The organism is Mycolicibacter acidiphilus (assembly GCF_018455725.1).
Lineage (GTDB): Bacteria > Actinomycetota > Actinomycetes > Mycobacteriales > Mycobacteriaceae > Mycobacterium > Mycobacterium acidiphilum.
The window spans coordinates 19,424-36,912 of the sequence record NZ_JAHCLR010000020.1 but is presented as its reverse complement, the minus strand read 5'-3'; the positions used below and the strand labels follow the sequence as shown (position 1 = coordinate 36,912).

The following is a 17,489-nucleotide window of genomic DNA, read 5'->3' as shown; positions in this document are numbered from 1 at the left end:
CGTGTCTGCAGCACAACCGGATGCCGGACGGTCCCTCTTGAAGGGCTCGGCATCTCCGCAGACACCAGGGCCCGGCCTCACCCGATGCCGGGCGTCAACCGACACAATTTAAGGACATGGCTGACTATGGCCGTCGTTACCATGAAGCAGCTGCTCGACAGCGGCGCTCACTTCGGGCATCAGACCCGACGCTGGAACCCCAAGATGAAGCGGTTCATCTTCACCGACCGCAACGGCATCTACATCATCGACCTGCAGCAGACGCTGACCTTCATCGACAAGGCCTACGAGTTCGTCAAGGAGACCGTCGCGCACGGCGGCACCGTCCTGTTCGTCGGCACCAAGAAGCAGGCGCAGGAGTCCGTCGCCGAAGAGGCCACCCGGGTCGGGATGCCGTACGTCAACCAGCGCTGGCTGGGCGGCATGCTCACCAACTTCTCCACCGTGCACAAGCGCCTTCAGCGGATGAAGGAGCTGGAGGCCATGGAGCAGACCGGTGGCTTCGAGGGTCGCACCAAGAAGGAAATCCTGATGCTGACCCGCGAGAAGAACAAGCTGGAGCGCAGCCTCGGCGGTATCCGTGACATGGCCAAGGTGCCCTCGGCCGTCTGGGTCGTCGACACCAACAAGGAGCACATCGCCGTCGGTGAGGCGCGCAAGCTGGGTATCCCGGTCATCGCGATCCTCGACACCAACTGCGACCCGGACCTGGTCGACTACCCGATCCCGGGCAACGACGACGCGATCCGCTCGGCGGCGCTGCTGACCAAGGTGATCGCCTCCGCGGTCGCCGAGGGCCTGCAGGCCCGGTCCGGTGCCGGCAACGGCGCGGGCAAGACCGAGGGCGAGGGCGTCGAGCCGCTGGCCGAGTGGGAGCAGGAGCTGCTGGCCGGCGCCACCACGGCGACGCCGGACGCCACCACCGAGACCACCACCGAAACCGCGTAGGGAGAGCTGGAACATTGGCGAACTACACCGCCGCTGACGTCAAGCGGCTCCGGGAGCTGACCGGCTCCGGGATGATGGACTGCAAGAACGCGCTGGTCGAGACCGACGGCGACTTCGACAAGGCTGTCGAGGTGCTGCGGATCAAGGGTGCCAAGGACGTCGGCAAGCGCGCTGAGCGCGCCACCGCCGAGGGCCTGGTCGTCGCCAAGGACGGCGCCCTGGTCGAGCTGAACTCCGAGACCGACTTCGTCGCCAAGAACGACGAGTTCAAGGCGCTGGCCGACGAGGTCGTGACCGCCGCGGCGGCCGCGAAGACCTCCGACGTCGAGGAGCTCAAGGCGGCGAAGGTCGGCGACCGTACTGTCGGCGAGGCCATCGAGGCGCTGTCGGCCAAGATCGGCGAGAAGCTGGAGTTGCGCCGGGTGGCCTACTTCGACGGCACCGTCGAGGCCTACCTGCACAAGCGGGCCTCCGACCTGCCGCCGGCGGTCGGGGTGCTGGTCGAGTACAGCGGCGACAACGCCGAGGCTGCGCACGCGGTCGCACTGCAGATCGCGGCGCTCAAGGCCAAGTACCTGACCCGCGACGACGTGCCCGCGGACCTGGTGGCCAACGAGCGGCGCATCGCTGAGGAGACCGCCAAGGAAGAGGGCAAGCCCGAGGCTGCGCTGCCGAAGATCGTCGAGGGCCGGGTCACCGGCTTCTTCAAGGACTGCGTGCTGCTGGAGCAGTCGTCGGTGTCCGACTCGAAGAAGACGGTCAAGGCGCTGCTCGACGAGGCCGGTGTGACCGTGACCCGGTTCGTCCGGTTCGAGGTCGGCCAGGCCTGACCCCGCCAGCGATTTCGGCGCGGTTCCTGTCGCTCAGCGGCAGGGACCGCGCCGAAGTCGTTTTGCTAGCGTCGGCGTCATGCGACACGTACACGCTTTCACCGACGACGCCCTGGGTGACGACGACACCGTCGGCCTGGTCGAGCGGTTGGCTGCCGGGACGGTGTCGGCCGCCGAGTTGGTCGATGCGGCGATCGCCCGGACCGAGGCGGTCAACCCGGAACTGAACGGCCTGGCCTACCGGGCCTTCGACCGGGCCCGCGCGGAGGCGACGGCACCGCACGGCGGCTACTTCGCGGGCATCCCGACGTTCGTCAAGGACAACTGCGACGTGGCCGGCATGCCGACCATGCAGGGCACCGACGCCTGGCAGCCGCACCCGATCGAGGCCGACGGCGACTTCGCGCGCCTGTACCGGGCGACCGGGCTGATCCCACTGGGCAAAACCCAGCTCTCGGAGTTCGGGTTCAGCGCGGCCGCTGAACACGCCCGGATCGGGGCGGTGCGCAACCCCTGGGACACCGACTACACCGCGGGCGCCTCGTCGTCCGGGTCGGCGGCGTTCGTCGCGGCCGGAGCGGTGCCGATCGCCCACGCCAACGACGGCGGCGGCTCGATCCGCATCCCCGCCGCCTGCAACGGACTGGTCGGCTTGAAGCCGTCCCGGGGCCGGATCCCGCTGGACAAGGTCATGCACCAGATGCCGGTGCGCATCGTGCACAACGGCGTCGTCACCCGATCGGTCCGGGACACCGCGGCCTTCCTGCGGGAGGCCGAACGTATCCAACCGGCCCCCAAGCTGGCACCGATCGGCGACGTCCGCCGCGCCGGCACGCAGCGGCTGACGGTCGGCGTCCTCACCCGTTCGATCTTCCGCGACGCCAGCCCCGAGGTGTGCGCGCTGACCCTGAAGACCGCAGCGCTGCTGGAGGAACTCGGCCACCGCGTCGAGCACATCGACACACCGCCGATCCCGCGTTCCTTCGCCGACGACTTCCTGGAGTACTGGGGATTCATGGCGACCGTCCTGGTGCACCGCGGACGGCACATGTTCGGCCCGTCCTTCGACCGCAGCAAGCTGGACAACCTCACGATCGGACTCGACCGGCATGCCCGGCGGCACCTCTACCGGCTGCCGCTGGCGACGGCCCGGCTGGCCGCATCCCGGCGCCACACCGCGCGACTGTTCCGGGAGTACGACGTCGTGCTCACCCCGACCACGGCCGACGAGCCGCTGCGGGTCGGCTACCTGGATCCGACCGCCGGCTACCGCCAGATCATCGAGCGGTTGATGGGGTGGGTGGCGTTCACGCCGCTGCAGAACGCCACCGGCGAGCCGGCGATCTCGCTGCCGCTGGCGCAGTCCGCGGCGGGCCTGCCGGTGGGCATGATGTTCAGCTCCCCGATGGGGACCGAGGCCCGATTGCTGGAGCTCGCCTACGAACTCGAGGAGGCACACCCGTGGGCGCGAATCCAGTCCGCTTCGCGCTGATCGGAGTTCGGCGACAGTGGGGCCGGACATCGGCGGCGCGGCGCGGTAGGGCAGGATGAGGGGCGCCGTCGTGGGCAATCGCCCCCGATGGCGCTCTCATGCGAAGAGCCGAGGAGCTTGATGACGGAGTCGACTACTGCTGGCGGGGGCGCGGCCCGAAGCCCCAAATACTCGCGGGTGCTGCTCAAGCTCGGCGGTGAGATGTTCGGCGGCGGCCAGGTGGGGCTGGACCCCGACGTGGTCGCCCAGGTCGCCCGGCAGATCGCCGAGGTGGTCCGCGATGGCGTGCAGGTCGCGGTGGTGATCGGCGGCGGTAACTTCTTCCGCGGCGCGCAGTTGCAGCAGCGCGGCATGGAGCGGATGCGCTCGGACTACATGGGCATGCTCGGCACCGTGATGAACAGCCTTGCGCTGCAAGACTTCCTGGAAAAAGAGGGCATCGACACCCGGGTCCAGACGGCGATCACGATGGGGCAGGTGGCTGAGCCGTACATCCCACTGCGGGCCCAGCGGCATCTGCAGAAGGGCCGGGTGGTGATCTTCGGGGCCGGCATGGGACTGCCGTACTTCTCCACCGACACCACCGCCGCTCAGCGGGCGCTGGAGATCGGTGCCCAGGTGGTGCTGATGGCCAAGGCCGTCGACGGGGTGTTCACCGACGATCCGCGGGCCAACCCGGATGCCGAACTGCTGAGCTCGATCACCCATCGCGAGGTCATCGACCGCGGTTTACGGGTGGCCGATGCCACCGCGTTCAGCCTCTGCATGGACAATGACATGCCGATCTTGGTCTTCAACCTGCTCACCGACGGAAATATCGCGCGGGCGGTCGCAGGTGAGAAGATCGGCACACTGGTCAGCGGCTGACAGGCGACGAAGGGGCGACGCAGATGATCGACGAGGCTCTCTTCGATGCCGAGGAGAAGATGGAAAAGGCCGTGGGCGTGGCCCGCGACGATTTGGCGACGATCCGCACCGGACGGGCCAACCCGGGGATGTTCGCCCGGGTCGTGATCGACTATTACGGGTCGATCACCCCGATCACCCAGCTGGCCAGCATCAACGTGCCGGAGGCGCGGCTGGTGGTGATCAAGCCCTACGAGGCGTCGCAGCTGGGGCCGATCGAGAACGCGATCCGCAACTCCGACCTGGGCCTCAACCCCAGCAACGACGGCTCGCTGATCCGGGTGGCGGTGCCGCAGCTGACCGAGGAGCGCCGCAAGGAGCTGGTGAAGCAGGCCAAGGCCAAGGGTGAGGACGCCAAGGTGACGCTGCGCAACATCCGTCGCAAGACGATGGAGGAGCTGCACCGCATCCGCAAGGACGGCGAGGCCGGCGAGGACGAGGTGGGTCGCGCCGAGAAGGATCTGGACAAGTCCACCCAGGGCTACGTGAGCCAGATCGACGACCTGGTCAAACACAAAGAAGGGGAGTTGCTGGAGGTCTAGTCGGCCACCCAGCAACCACACCCCCTGTGGCAGATCACGACGCCGGAAGCTCGGCTCCCGACGTGCAGAACGGCGAGCAGCCGCCGGGCAAGCAGTCCCGGGCCGGCCGCAACCTGCCGGCCGCGATCACCGTCGGTGCTCTACTGGCCGGCCTGCTGGTGTACACCCTGCTGTTTGCCCCGCGTTTCTGGGTGGTGATCCTGGCGGTCGCGACGCCGATCGCCACCCACGAAGTGACTCGGCGGCTGCGTGAGATCGGCTACGACGTGCCGTTCATCCCGCTGGCCCTCGGCGGGCAGGCGATGCTGTGGCTGTCTCTGCCGTTCGGGGCCAGGGGAGCGCTGGGGGCGTTCGGCGCCACCGCCGTGCTCTGCATGATCTGGCGACTGATCGGGCGGGGCCTGCACCACACCCCGGCCAACTATCTGCGGGACATGTCGGCGACGGTCATGATCGCGGTCTGGGTGCCGCTGTGCATGAGCTTCGCGGCGCTGCTGGTCTACCGCGACGACGGCCCCGGCCGGGTGCTCTGCCTGCTGTTCCCGGTGGTCTTCTCCGACACCGGCGGGTACGCCGTCGGGGTGCTGTTCGGCAAGCACCCGATGGCGCCGGCGATCAGCCCGAAGAAATCCTGGGAGGGTTTCGCCGGGTCACTGGTGCTCGGCATCGCCGCGGCGGTCTTCGCGGTGACGGTGTTCCTGCACCGGCCGTGGTGGGTCGGGCTGCCGCTGGGGCTGCTCCTGGTGCTCACCGGTGTCTTCGGTGATCTGATCGAATCACAGGTCAAGCGCGACATCGGGATCAAGGACATGGGCCGGATGCTGCCCGGCCACGGCGGGCTGATGGACCGGCTCGACGGGCTGCTGCCGTCCGCGGTGATGACCTGGATCGTGCTGACCGTCCTGCCGTGAGTGGTCGGCCGGCGCTCCGACAACGGGCATACTGGTACGGATCATGAAACAGCAGCTGGTGTTCGAAGCGCCCCGCAGGGCCCTGCCGCCACGGCATCTAGCCGACCTCGACGCGGACGGCCTCGCGACGGCCGTCGCGGAATTGGGCCTGCCGGCGTTTCGCGCCAAACAGCTTGCGCAGCAGTACTACGGGCGGCTGATCGCCGATCCCCAGCAGATGACCGACCTGCCGGCGACGGCCCGCGAGTCGGTGGCCGACGCGCTGTTCCCGAAGCTGCTGACCGCGGCCAGCGAGATCGAATGCGACGCCGGCGAGACCCGCAAGACCCTGTGGCGGGCGTTGGATCACACCTCGTTCGAGGCGGTGCTGATGCGCTATCCGCGCCGCAACACCCTGTGCATCTCATCACAGGCGGGCTGCGGCATGGCCTGCGTGTTCTGCGCCACCGGGCAGCAGGGGCTGACCCGGAACCTGTCGACCGCCGAGATCGTGGAGCAGGTGCGGGCGGCCAGCGCCGAATTGCGGGACCGGGATCAGGGCCGGTTGAGCAACATCGTGTTCATGGGCATGGGGGAGCCGCTGGCCAACTACGCCCGGGTGGTGGCGGCGGTGCGGCGCATCACCGCACCGGCCCCGCACGGCTTCGGCATCTCACCGCGCGGGGTGACGGTGTCCACCGTGGGGCTGGCCCCGGCGATCCGCAAACTCGCAGACGAGCAGCTGGGGGTGACGCTGGCGGTGTCGCTGCACACCCCCGACGACGAGCTGCGCGACACGCTGGTGCCGGTGAACACCCGCTGGCAGGTGGCCGAGGTGCTCGATGCGGCACGGTATTTCGCCGATGTCACCGGACGGCGGGTGTCGATCGAGTACGCGCTGATCCGGGACATCAACGACCAACCGTGGCGGGCTGATCTGCTCGGCAAGAAGCTGCACAAGGCGCTGGGCCAGCTGGTGCACGTCAACCTGATCCCGCTGAACCCGACGCCGGGCAGCCAGTGGGATGCCAGCCCCAAGCCGGTGGAACGGGAGTTCGTCCGGCGGGTCCGCGCGCAGGGTGTGTCCTGCACGGTGCGTGACACCCGCGGTCAGGAGATTGCAGCCGCCTGCGGACAGCTCGCCGCCGAACAGGGGTGATTCGAGCTCGGCGGATGAGCTGGAGCGCAGGCGAATCAGGTACCGCCTGCGGGCAGCTCGCCGCCGAACAGGGGTGATTCGAGCTCGGCCGGCTACTTGAGCCAGCCGGCGCGCCGGCCCAGGATGTCGCGCACGATGACGAACAGCGACAGCGCGGCGAACACCAGCAGGAACCAGTCCTCGACGTGGCCGACGTGGTTGCCGCGGAGCATCAGCAGCAGGAAGCCGACGATGCCCAGGCCCACAAGGTGCCAGGTGTGGTGGTTGATCTTGCTCCAACCCCACGCTGCGGACGGCACATCGACGGGGTCAACCTCGGCGTGACGCGCCACCTCGGCACTGGCCACTTCGACTCCTCCTGATTGGACGGGCAACTTGAATGATGATTCTGACATACCCGCCTAAGCCGCGACGGCGACCCGGCCGCCTCACCTTGGTGATGCGATCGGCGATCATCCCGTGAGTCCCAGCGCGGCCAGCACGGCGGCGGTCCCTTCCAGAAGGGTGGCCGGCCCTTCCGGAGTGATTGCCGGGAACGCCCGCAACACCGAAGCGCTGTTCTCGAGTACTCGTGCGGCGTCGATCTTCGTCGCCGGCGACCCGGCTTCCGGTGCGGCGGCGGGTGGGACCGCACCGGAACCGCCCGCGTCCGTCATCCGGTCCGGAGGGATCGGCGTCGACGACGTCGCCGGTTCTGCGCCTGCTTCGACGGTCGGCGTCACCGTGGCGAACAGCAAGCCCGCGGCTACACCGACTGCCAGGGTTGCAGGGGTTCTGGCCAATGGCATGACTCTCCTCGTCTGGGCGCTGCGCTCCGGGCGTAGTCGGCGTGGTCGCCGGGCGGTCGCGGTCGAGTTAAAACCAGTTGCGGAGTCGCCTCAAGCTCCGACGGGGCGGTTGACCAAACCGATACAAGCGTGCCACTTTTCGGTGACAGCACGCCTCTGAACTGGTAGTTTGCTGTGTGTTCGCGTACGACCTGCCGGGTGTGAGATCAACGGCGGGTCTCGACTACCCACTGCGGGGCGGTGCGATCACCCGCCGGTGTCCGAGCGTTCCGGGCCTGCACCCAGGAGTGGGCCGCACGCAGCCTGTGCCGGGAAGGGCACCGCGCCGGGGCACAATGGGCGGGTGACATCAGGCCGGACCAAAGTGCTGATCCTGGGCAGCACAGGGTCGATCGGCACCCAGGCGCTGCAGGTGATCGCGGCCAACCCGGACCGGTTCGAGGTGGTCGGGCTGGCCGCCGGCGGCGGGCGCCCCGAACTACTGGCCGCGCAGTGCGCCGAAACCGGGGTGCGCAACGTCGCCGTCGCCGACGAGCGTGCCGCCGACGCCCTCGACGCCGGCTACCGCGGCGCCGACGGGGTCACCCGCCTGGTCGAGGACACCGAGGCCGATGTGGTGCTCAACGCGCTGGTGGGTGCGCTGGGGCTGCGGCCCACCCTGGCCGCGCTGGCGACCGGCGCGCGCCTGGCACTGGCGAACAAGGAGTCGCTGGTCGCCGGTGGTCCGCTGGTGCTGGCCGCGGCCGCGCCCGGCCAGATCGTCCCGGTGGACTCCGAGCACTCCGCATTGGCTCAGTGCCTGCGGTCCGGCGCGGCCGGCGAGGTCGCCAGGCTGGTGCTGACCGCGTCCGGCGGACCGTTTCGCGGCTACAGCGCCGAAGACCTGCAGCACGTCACCCCCGAGCAGGCCGGCGCCCACCCGACTTGGTCGATGGGGCCGATGAACACGCTGAACTCGGCGTCGCTGGTCAACAAGGGACTCGAGCTCATCGAGACCCACCTGCTGTTCGGCGTCCCCTACGAGCGCATCGACGTCGTCGTGCATCCGCAGTCGATCGTGCACTCGATGGTCACCTTCACCGACGGCTCCACGATCGCCCAGGCGAGCCCGCCGGACATGCGACTGCCGATCGCGCTGGCGCTGGGCTGGCCGGACCGGATCCCCGGCGCCGCCCCGGCCTGCGACTTCAGCACCGCCTCGACCTGGGAATTCGAACCGCTGGACGCCGCGGTGTTCCCCGCCGTCGAACTGGCCCGGCGGGCGGGCCAGGCCGGCGGCTGCACGCCGGCGGTCTACAACACCGCCAACGAAACGGCGGCGGAAGCGTTCCTGGCCGGCCGGATCGGGTTCGGCGACATCGTCGCCGCCATCGCCGACGCGCTGGACGCCGCAGACCAGTGGGCCGCAGAACCCGCTACCGTGGACGAGGTACTCGATGCGCAGCGCTGGGCCCGGGAGCGGGTGAGTCGCGCCGTCGACGCCGCAGGCATGAGAAAGGTCGGAACCCCCCGATGATGTTCGCGATCGGTATCGCGCTGTTTGCGCTGGCCATCCTGGTCTCGGTGGCGCTGCACGAATGCGGCCACATGTGGGTGGCGCTGGCCACCGGCATGAAGGTGCGGCGCTACTTCGTCGGGTTCGGCACCACGCTGTGGTCGACCCGGCGCGGGGAGGTCGAGTACGGCCTCAAGGCGATCCCGGCCGGCGGGTTCTGCGACATCGCCGGCATGACCGCGGTGGAGGAACTCGCGCCCGACGAGGTCGACCGGGCGATGTACAAGCAGAAGACCTGGAAGCGGGTGGCGGTGCTGTTCGCCGGCCCGGGCATGAACTTCGTCATCGGACTGGTGCTGGTCTACGCGATTGCGGTGATCTGGGGGCTGCCGAACCTGCACGCACCGACCACCGCCGTGATCGGTGAGACCGCCTGCGTGGCGCCCGAGGTCGCCAAGGGTGAACTGGGCAAGTGCGACGGGCCCGGGCCGGCCGCGCTCGCCGGTATCCACGCCGGTGACGTGGTGGTCAAGGTCGGCGACACCGCGGTGTCGAATTTCGAGGAGATGGCCGCCGCGGTGCGCAAGCAGCACGGCGTGACCCCGATCGTCGTCGAACGCGACGGCACCGCCATCACCACCTACGTCGACGTCACCACCACTCAGCGCTACATCAGCGGCAAGGACGCGCCCGACGCCGGGCCGTCGGAGGTCGGCGCGATCGGCGTCGCCGCAGCGCAGTTCGGCCCCACCCGCTACAACCCGATCACCGCGGTACCGGCCACCTTCGGCTTCAGCGGCGACCTGTCGGTGCTGCTGGTCAAGTCGCTGGCCGCGATCCCGAACAAGGTCGGGGCGCTGATGCACTCGATCTCCAACCCGCACGAGGAGCGCGACCCGGAGACCCCGATCAGCGTCGTCGGCGCGTCGATCATCGGTGGCGACACCGTGGACCACGGTCTGTGGGTGGCGTTCTGGTTCTTCCTGGCGCAGTTGAACTTCATCCTGGGCGTGCTGAACCTGGTGCCGCTGCTGCCGTTCGATGGCGGGCACATCGCGATCGCGCTGTTCGAGAAGCTGCGCAACATGGTCCGGTCGGCGCGCGGGAAGGTGGCGGCGGCCCCGGTCAACTACCTCAAGCTGATGCCTGCCACCTACGTGGTCCTGGTCGTGGTGGTCGGCTACATGCTGCTGACCGTCACCGCTGACCTGGTCAACCCGATCCGGCTGTTCTGAGCAGTCGACTTCGATTCAGCACGACGAAAGAAGAGAACCGGTGAACACGCCCGACGTAGGGACACTGGCGCCGCGGCGCAAGACCCGTCAGTTGATGGTCGGGAAGGTCGGGGTCGGCAGCGACCACCCGATCTCGGTGCAGTCGATGACGACCACCAAGACCCACGACATCGACGCCACGTTGCAGCAGATCGCGGAGCTGACGGCGACCGGCTGTGACATCGTGCGGGTGGCCTGCCCCCGCCAGGAGGACGCCGACGCGCTGGCGACCATCGCGCGCAAGTCCAAGCTCCCGGTGATCGCCGACATCCACTTCCAGCCGAAGTACATCTTCGCCGCCATCGACGCCGGTTGCGCGGCGGTGCGGGTCAACCCCGGCAACATCAAGGAATTCGACGGCCGGGTCGGGGAGGTCGCCAAGGCGGCCGGTGCTGCCGGCATCCCGATCCGGATCGGCGTCAACGCCGGCTCGCTGGACCGCCGGCTGCTGATCAAATACGGCAAGGCCACCCCGGAGGCGCTGGTGGAGTCGGCGCTGTGGGAGGCGTCGCTGTTCGAGGAGCACGGCTTCGGCGACATCAAGATCAGCGTCAAACACTCCGACCCGGTGGTGATGGTCGCCGCCTACGAGCAACTCGCCGAGCAGTGCGACTACCCGCTGCACCTCGGGGTCACCGAGGCCGGCCCGGAGTTCCAGGGCACGATCAAGTCCGCGGTGGCGTTCGGCGCGCTGCTGTCGCGGGGCATCGGTGACACCATCCGGGTGTCACTGTCGGCGCCGCCGGCCCAGGAGGTCAAGGTCGGCAACCAGATCCTGGAGTCGCTGAACCTGCGGCCCCGCGGCCTGGAGATCGTGTCCTGCCCGTCGTGCGGACGTGCCCAGGTCGACGTCTACAAGCTCGCCAACGAGGTCACCGCCGCGCTCGAGGGCATGGACATCCCGCTGCGGGTGGCGGTGATGGGCTGCGTGGTCAACGGCCCCGGTGAGGCCCGCGAGGCGGACCTGGGTGTCGCGTCCGGCAACGGCAAGGGCCAGATCTTCGTCAAGGGCAAGGTGATCAAGACCGTGCCCGAGGCGCAGATCGTCGAAACCCTGATCGAGGAGGCGCTGCGCCTGGCCGCCGAGATGGGGCACGATACGGAGGGGCTCGGTGGATCGGGCGACGATTCGTCCGCCGTCGCCGTAAGCTGAGCAAAGCCGATTCCGGTCAGTCCCGGCCGTTCGCAGAAAGAGTCACTATGTCGGCTCCACCGGTTCCTCGTCTGGTCGACGAGCGACGTGTCCGGGTGGTGCGCGACCTCGCAGCGGTCTGGCAGGTGCTCGACGCCGACCCGGTCGGTTCGTGCATGGTGGCCGCGCGGGTCGCCGACCACGGTGTGGACCCGCGGCTGATCGGCGGCGAGTTGTGGACGCGGCGCGGCCCCAGTGAGTCACTGTGTTACGCCGGTGCGAACCTGATCCCGCTGCGCGGTGCGCCCGCCGACCTGACCGCGTTCGCCGACAAGGCGGTGAGCACGATCCGGCGCTGCTCGTCGATGGTCGGCCGGGCTGAGCTGGTGCTGCCGATGTGGGAGCGGTTGTCCGCCTACTGGGGGCCGGCCCGCGACGTGCGGGCGGCCCAGCCGCTGATGACGCTGGCCGAGATGCCTAGCTGCCCGATGGACTCCGAGGTGCGCCAGGTGCGTCCCGACGAACTGGACGCCTACCTGGTGGCGGCGGTCGACATGTTCATCGGCGAGGTCGGGGTGGATCCGCGGGTCGGTGACGGCGGGCGGGCCTACCGGCGCCGGGTGGCCAACCTGATCGCGTCCGGGCGGGCCTGGGCGCGGTTCGAGCACGGCGAGGTGATCTTCAAGGCGGAGGTCGGGGCGCAGTCGCCGACCGTCAGCCAGATCCAGGGCGTCTGGGTGCATCCGGATCGCCGCGGCTACGGGCTGGGATCCGGTGGCACCGCGATGCTTTCGGCGGTGATCGTCGGGACCGGGCGCATCGCCAGCCTGTACGTCAACGACTTCAACACGGTGGCGCGTGCCGCCTACGAGCGAGTCGGGTTTGTCCGGGCCGGGACCTTCGCGACCGTCCTGCTCGACTGACAGCCACCGGTTCTGCGCCGAGTTCGGTTCGTGCTGCGCCGATGATCGGCGCCCCTTCGCGAGTCCGATGGCAGATAACGCGGTTGTCTCGGTGCGCCTCCGACGCGGTAACGACCGCAGTCCCTAACATCAGCCTCAATGTCAACTTCAGCCTCATGGTTAACACGAGTCACAGCCCTGCTGGCGCTGGCGGCGGTGATAGTCGGCACGGCGGCCTGCACGCCGCGACCGGAGGGTCCGGGACCCACGGCCGAGCGGTTCTTCGCCGCGCTGGCCACCGGTGACACCGCGACGGCCGCCGACCTCAGCGATGACCCCAGCACCGCGCGCAGTGCGTTGAACGCCGCCTGGGCCGGACTGCAGGCCACGCGACTCGATGCGCAGATCCTCAGCGCGCGCTACGCCGACGACACCGGCAGCGTCGCCTACCGCTACACCTGGCAACTGCCGAAGAACCGGGTCTGGACCTACGACGGGCAGCTCAAGATGGTGCGCAACGAGGGGCGCTGGGCGGTGCGCTGGGCGGCCACCGGCCTGCACCCCAAACTGGGGGAGCACCAGACCTTCGCACTGCGCGCAGACCCGCCGCGGCGCGCCTCGGTCAACGAGGCCGGCGGCAGCGGCGTGCTGGTCCCGGGCTACCTGTACCACTACCAGTTGGACGCTGGCCGGGCCGGCGTCAACCTGATGGGCACCGCCCGCGCGGTGGTCGACGCCCTGCACCCGTTCGACGACACCCTCGGCGACCCGCAGCGGCTGGCCGAGCAGGCCAGCTCGTCGGTGACTCCGCTGGACCTGATCACGCTGCGCAAGCGTGACGACGACCGGGTGTCGCCGGTGATCGGCACCCTGCCGGGTGTGGTCGTCACCAAGCGGGCCGACCTGCTGCCGACCGACGACAACTTCGCGCCCGCCCTGGTCCGCGAGGTGAAGAAATCCGTCGCCGACGAACTCGAGGGCGAGGCCGGCTGGCGGGTGGTGAGCGTCAACCAGAACGGCGTGGACGTCGCGGTGCTGCACGAGGTCGATCCGGCCCCGGCACCGTCGCTGACGATCAGCCTGGACCGCGCGGTGCAGCGCGCGGCGCAGAACGCGGTCAACATGCGCGGCGACAAGGCGATGATGGTGGTGATCAAGGCGTCCACCGGTGAGCTGCTGGCGGTGGCGCAGAACGCCGCGGCCAACGTCGACGGCCTGGCCGCGACCACCGGCCTGTACCCGCCGGGGTCGACGTTCAAGATGGTCACCGCCGGCGCGGCGATCGAACGCGACATGGCGACCCCGAACAGCATGGTGGGCTGCCCCGGTGAACTCGACATCGGCCAGCGCACCATCCCCAACTACGGCGGGTTCGACCTGGGCACGGTGTCGATGGCGCGGGCGTTCGCCAACTCCTGCAACACCACGTTCGCCGAACTGGCCAGCCGGATGCCGCCGCGGGCGCTGACCCAGGAGGCCGCCCGCTACGGCATCGGCGTCGACTATCTCGTGGACGGCATCACCACCGTCACCGGGTCGGTGCCGCCGACGGTGGACCTGGCCGAGCGCACCGAGGACGGCTTCGGCCAGGGCCGGGTGCTGGCCAGCCCGTTCGGTGTCGCGCTGGCCGCCGCGACGGTCGCGGCCGGCAAAACCCCGGTGCCGCAGCTGATCGCGGGCCGGCCGACGGCGGTCAACGGGCAACCCGCGCCGGTGAGTCCGGAGATGCTCGACGGGCTGCGCTCGATGATGAGGTTGACGGTCACCGACGGCACCGCCAAGGAGATCGCGGGCTGCGGTGCGGTGTACGGCAAGACCGGCGAGGCCGAGTTCGCGGGCGGGTCGCATTCCTGGTTCGCCGGGTATCGGGGTGACCTGGCGTTCGCGACGCTGATCGTCGGCGGCGGCAGTTCCACCTACGCGGTCCGGCTGACCAAGGTGATGTTCGATTCGCTGCCGGACGACTTCCTGGCCTGACGCCGGTAGATTGGTGCTGCTATGACGCACCCCGGGGAACTGGCTCAGCTGCGCGTTTCGGACGCCGACCGCAACGGCACCCTGCGCAGGCTGCACAATGCGGTGGCGCTGGGGCTGATCGACATCGCCGAATTCGAGCAGCGGTCGTCGCTGGTCTCGCAGGCCCGGGTGCACGCGGAACTCGACACGCTGGTCAGCGATCTGCCCGGTCCGGGTGCGATCGTCACCTCGGCCACCGACCGGGTGGAGTTGCGCGGCTGGTTCGGGTCGCTGGCCCGGCGCGGTGAATGGATCGTCCCGACACGCCTGGCGCTGGTGCGCCGGGTGGGGTCCTGCGACCTGGATCTGGTGCGGGCCCGGTTCGCCGGCCCGGTGGTGGTCATCGAACTCGACATGAAGCTCGGCTCCGTCGACATCCGATTGCCCGAGGGCGCCAGCGTCTCGATCGACGACGTGCAGATCTACGGCGGCAGCGCTCGCGACCGGCGCAAGAACCCGCCGGCCGAGGGGACCCCGCACGTCGTGCTCACCGGGCGGGTGGTCGGCGGATCGGTGGACATCCGCGGCCCGCGCCGGCGATCCTGGATCAGTCGGCGCGGTTAGCGCCCTACACCCCGACGGACTGCTGTGTTCGCGTATCTACTAACGTATTCAATGAATTACGTAAGAAAATATACACAGCAATCTGACAGATTGTGAAGTGTCAATCGTCAGACAGTCTCTAGGGGAGCCCGTGAGCCAGTCCAAGACCGTTGATCGCCACCTGGCCGGAGCCGGCCTCGCAACCGCCGCGCTGCTCACCGCCGCGGTTCTGCCGATGGCCGTCCCGCCGCGGGGTGTCTACGGCGAGGTGTTGCCCGACGTTGCGCTGACCAGCGCCGTGGACGCCTTCGACCTGACCGGTCTGCTGCAGGCTGAGGTTACCGCCGGCGAAGCGCTGTTCAACAGCGTTGTCGGCTTCCCCGGCGCACTCATCGGTGACGTGGTGAACCCGATCGAGACCGCGATCAACGACGTCACCGCGACGAACTTCGGCGAAGCGTTCAGTGCGGTGGCCGGGATCCCCGTCGGACTGGCCAACACCGTCATCGACTTTCCGATCGGACTGGTCGAGGACGTCTACCGAATGATCGCGACGCTGCCCGGTGAGTACCTGTTCAACTTCGGCACCCCGGACACCACCACGACCCCGGGCACGACTACCACCCCCGGCACGACCACCCCGGACCCGACCACTACGGGTACGACCACCACCGCGGAGCACACGACCCCGGGCACGACCACCGCGCCGGAGCCCACTGCGGGTTCGGCCGAGGCCACGGGCGGCGACTCCCTGGACCCCACCGATTCCGCCGCGCCGTACGCCCTCAACTTCCACGGCCTGCTCAACGCGGACGCGCTCAACCTGGGGCACATGGCCGTCGGGCCCCTGGGTTTCGATGGGTCGACTGCCACCATGGTCGCCGAGACCGATTTCTTCTCCGCCATCGACGACGCCTTCCACGGCGACTTCACGGCAGCCTTCAACGTGCTGGTGGCCGGAATCTAAGGCGAGGATGCGCTGCTGCGGCGGGTGCCGGCGCGTCGATTAGGCTGACGGGATGCCCGTTCGCGCCCCGCTGGCACCAGGTGTGGTCTCTCCGACACTGCCGGTGCCCAAGTCGATCGTCCGTCCGGAGTACGTCGGTCGCCGCACCGCCGCCGAAGGCAGTGAGCCGTGGGTGCAGACCCCGGAGGTCATCGAGAAGATGCGGGTGGCCAGTCGGATCGCGGCCGGCGCCCTGGCCGAGGCCGGGAAAGCCGTCGCGCCGGGAGTCACCACCGACGCGCTGGACCGCATCGCCCACGACTACATGGTCGACCACGGCGCCTACCCGTCGACGCTGGGCTACCGGGGCTTCCCCAAGTCCTGCTGCACGTCGCTCAACGAGGTCATCTGCCACGGCATCCCGGACTCGACGGTGATCGCCGACGGCGACATCGTCAACATCGACGTCACCGCCTTCATCGACGGAGTGCACGGCGACACCAACGCCACGTTCCTGGCCGGTGACGTCAGCGAGGAGCATCGCCTGCTCGTCGAACGCACCGAAGAGGCGACGATGCGCGCGATCAAGGCGGTCAAACCCGGTCGGGCGCTGTCGGTGATCGGCCGGGTCATCGAGTCGTACGCGAACCGGTTCGGCTACAACGTGGTTCGTGATTTCACCGGACACGGGATCGGCACCACCTTCCACAACGGGCTGGTGGTGCTGCACTACGACGCCCCGGAGGTCGACACGATCATCGAACCGGGCATGACGTTCACCATCGAACCGATGATCAACCTCGGCAGCCTGGACTATGAGATCTGGGACGACGATTGGACCGTGGTCACCACCGACGGCAAGTGGACCGCCCAGTTCGAGCACACCCTGGTCGTCACCGACGACGGAGCCGAAATTCTCACCCTGCCGTAACCGGTTTCTCGGCCACCGAACACCCCGCACGGTGAGTCGCTGAGTGAGCGCCGAAAACCGCCCGGTGCGCCCGCGGGAGCGGTAGCGTCACCGGAATGCCTGCGACGATGATGACCATCGACGGGTTCCCGATTCCGGTCGAGGTGGCCGGGCCGGACAACGGCCCCGTCATCGTCGTGCTCGCCGCCGCGCAACACCCGCTGACCGCCTATGACGCCGTCTGCCGGCGGCTGCACACCGCGTCGATGCGCACGATCGTCATCGGCGCCGACCCGCGGCTGACCCCGAAGTCGGTGGTCGGCATCTTGGACTCACTGGACGTGCAGTGCGGGGTGGTGGTCGGCGACCGGACCGGGGCCGACAACGCCTGGGAGTTGGCGGCGACCCGCCCGGACCGGTTCACCGGCTTGGTGGCGATCGACCGCGGCCACCCGCGGGCGCCCGATCTCGCCGGGGTGATCCGCGACGAACGCTGCCCGCCGGTGGAGATCAACACCACCGTGCTGGCCAGTTCGCGGGCGACGACCGCGGTCGCCAACGCCAGCCAGCGGTTCGTCTACGGCGAGTACCGCCTGGTGGTGCTCTCCGGACGGCGCAGCATGCAGGAGTTCACCGCCCAGTTGGCGATGGAGATCGTGCTGCGCGCCAGCACCTGGTGAGCCGCCGGCTGATCTTGTTGCCGGTTTTCCGACGCC

General features: G+C 69.1%; 18 protein-coding genes. 16 read left to right on the top strand and 2 right to left on the bottom strand.

What is annotated here, in order from left to right:
* The first annotated feature begins 126 nt into the window (after positions 1–126).
* The 7 genes from rpsB (at position 127) to rlmN (ending at position 6,767) form a co-directional block, all read left to right on the top strand.
* The gene (rpsB, locus tag KIH27_RS11355) at positions 127–948 is read left to right on the top strand and encodes a 30S ribosomal protein S2 (RefSeq protein WP_214093055.1); all 822 of its coding nucleotides are present in this window, start codon (positions 127–129) and stop codon (positions 946–948) included.
* Positions 949–962: 14 nt separating this feature from the next.
* Complete coding sequence (tsf, locus tag KIH27_RS11350) at positions 963–1,778, top strand: translation elongation factor Ts (protein ID WP_214093054.1); 816 nt, start codon at positions 963–965, stop codon at positions 1,776–1,778.
* Positions 1,779–1,857: 79 nt separating this feature from the next.
* On the top strand, positions 1,858–3,270 hold the full coding sequence (locus tag KIH27_RS11345; protein ID WP_214093053.1) for an amidase: 1,413 nt from the start codon (positions 1,858–1,860) through the stop codon (positions 3,268–3,270).
* A gap of 120 nt (positions 3,271–3,390) precedes the next feature.
* A complete protein-coding gene (gene pyrH, locus KIH27_RS11340) occupies positions 3,391–4,137 on the top strand; it encodes a UMP kinase (RefSeq protein WP_214093052.1) in 747 nt (248 codons plus the stop codon).
* A gap of 23 nt (positions 4,138–4,160) precedes the next feature.
* Positions 4,161–4,718, top strand: a complete 558-nt coding sequence (gene frr / locus KIH27_RS11335; protein WP_214093051.1) for a ribosome recycling factor — start codon at positions 4,161–4,163, stop codon at positions 4,716–4,718.
* 26 nt (positions 4,719–4,744) lie between these two features.
* Positions 4,745–5,629 carry a phosphatidate cytidylyltransferase gene (locus KIH27_RS11330; protein ID WP_214093050.1) on the top strand — a complete coding sequence of 295 codons (885 nt, stop codon included), beginning with the start codon at positions 4,745–4,747 and terminating at the stop codon, positions 5,627–5,629.
* Between the two features lie 43 nt (positions 5,630–5,672).
* Positions 5,673–6,767 carry a dual-specificity RNA methyltransferase RlmN gene (rlmN, locus tag KIH27_RS11325; RefSeq protein ID WP_214093049.1) on the top strand — a complete coding sequence of 365 codons (1,095 nt, stop codon included), beginning with the start codon at positions 5,673–5,675 and terminating at the stop codon, positions 6,765–6,767.
* 92 nt (positions 6,768–6,859) lie between these two features.
* On the opposite strand, the gene KIH27_RS11320 is transcribed toward rlmN, so the two are convergent.
* Positions 6,860–7,114: a DUF2631 domain-containing protein gene (locus KIH27_RS11320; RefSeq protein WP_214093048.1), complete on the bottom strand. Its 255-nt coding sequence runs from the start codon at positions 7,112–7,114 to the stop codon at positions 6,860–6,862.
* Positions 7,115–7,219: 105 nt separating this feature from the next.
* The gene (locus tag KIH27_RS11315; RefSeq protein WP_214093047.1) at positions 7,220–7,504 is read right to left on the bottom strand and encodes a hypothetical protein; all 285 of its coding nucleotides are present in this window, start codon (positions 7,502–7,504) and stop codon (positions 7,220–7,222) included.
* A 394-nt stretch (positions 7,505–7,898) separates the two neighbouring features.
* Here KIH27_RS11315 and dxr point away from each other — a divergent pair, with 394 nt between their 5' ends.
* The 9 genes from dxr (at position 7,899) to KIH27_RS11270 (ending at position 17,453) form a co-directional block, all read left to right on the top strand.
* Entirely contained in the window at positions 7,899–9,071 is a 1,173-nt protein-coding gene (gene dxr, locus KIH27_RS11310) for a 1-deoxy-D-xylulose-5-phosphate reductoisomerase (protein ID WP_214093046.1), read from the top strand.
* On the top strand, positions 9,068–10,285 hold the full coding sequence (locus KIH27_RS11305; protein ID WP_214093045.1) for a M50 family metallopeptidase: 1,218 nt from the start codon (positions 9,068–9,070) through the stop codon (positions 10,283–10,285). The genes dxr and KIH27_RS11305 overlap by 4 nt, the downstream gene beginning before the upstream one ends.
* A gap of 40 nt (positions 10,286–10,325) precedes the next feature.
* Positions 10,326–11,477 carry a flavodoxin-dependent (E)-4-hydroxy-3-methylbut-2-enyl-diphosphate synthase gene (gene ispG / locus KIH27_RS11300; protein WP_214093044.1) on the top strand — a complete coding sequence of 384 codons (1,152 nt, stop codon included), beginning with the start codon at positions 10,326–10,328 and terminating at the stop codon, positions 11,475–11,477.
* 47 nt (positions 11,478–11,524) lie between these two features.
* A complete protein-coding gene (locus KIH27_RS11295) occupies positions 11,525–12,379 on the top strand; it encodes a GNAT family N-acetyltransferase (RefSeq protein WP_214093043.1) in 855 nt (284 codons plus the stop codon).
* Between the two features lie 138 nt (positions 12,380–12,517).
* A complete protein-coding gene (locus KIH27_RS11290) occupies positions 12,518–14,335 on the top strand; it encodes a penicillin-binding transpeptidase domain-containing protein (RefSeq protein ID WP_214093042.1) in 1,818 nt (605 codons plus the stop codon).
* Positions 14,336–14,356: 21 nt separating this feature from the next.
* Positions 14,357–14,938, top strand: a complete 582-nt coding sequence (locus KIH27_RS11285) for a DUF1707 SHOCT-like domain-containing protein (RefSeq protein WP_214093041.1) — start codon at positions 14,357–14,359, stop codon at positions 14,936–14,938.
* Positions 14,939–15,068: 130 nt separating this feature from the next.
* The gene (locus tag KIH27_RS11280; RefSeq protein WP_214093040.1) at positions 15,069–15,884 is read left to right on the top strand and encodes a hypothetical protein; all 816 of its coding nucleotides are present in this window, start codon (positions 15,069–15,071) and stop codon (positions 15,882–15,884) included.
* 52 nt (positions 15,885–15,936) lie between these two features.
* A complete protein-coding gene (gene map, locus KIH27_RS11275) occupies positions 15,937–16,794 on the top strand; it encodes a type I methionyl aminopeptidase (RefSeq protein ID WP_214093039.1) in 858 nt (285 codons plus the stop codon).
* A 95-nt stretch (positions 16,795–16,889) separates the two neighbouring features.
* Positions 16,890–17,453, top strand: coding sequence for an alpha/beta fold hydrolase (locus tag KIH27_RS11270; protein ID WP_214093038.1), 564 nt, complete (start codon positions 16,890–16,892; stop codon positions 17,451–17,453).
* The last annotated feature ends 36 nt before the right edge of the window (positions 17,454–17,489 follow it).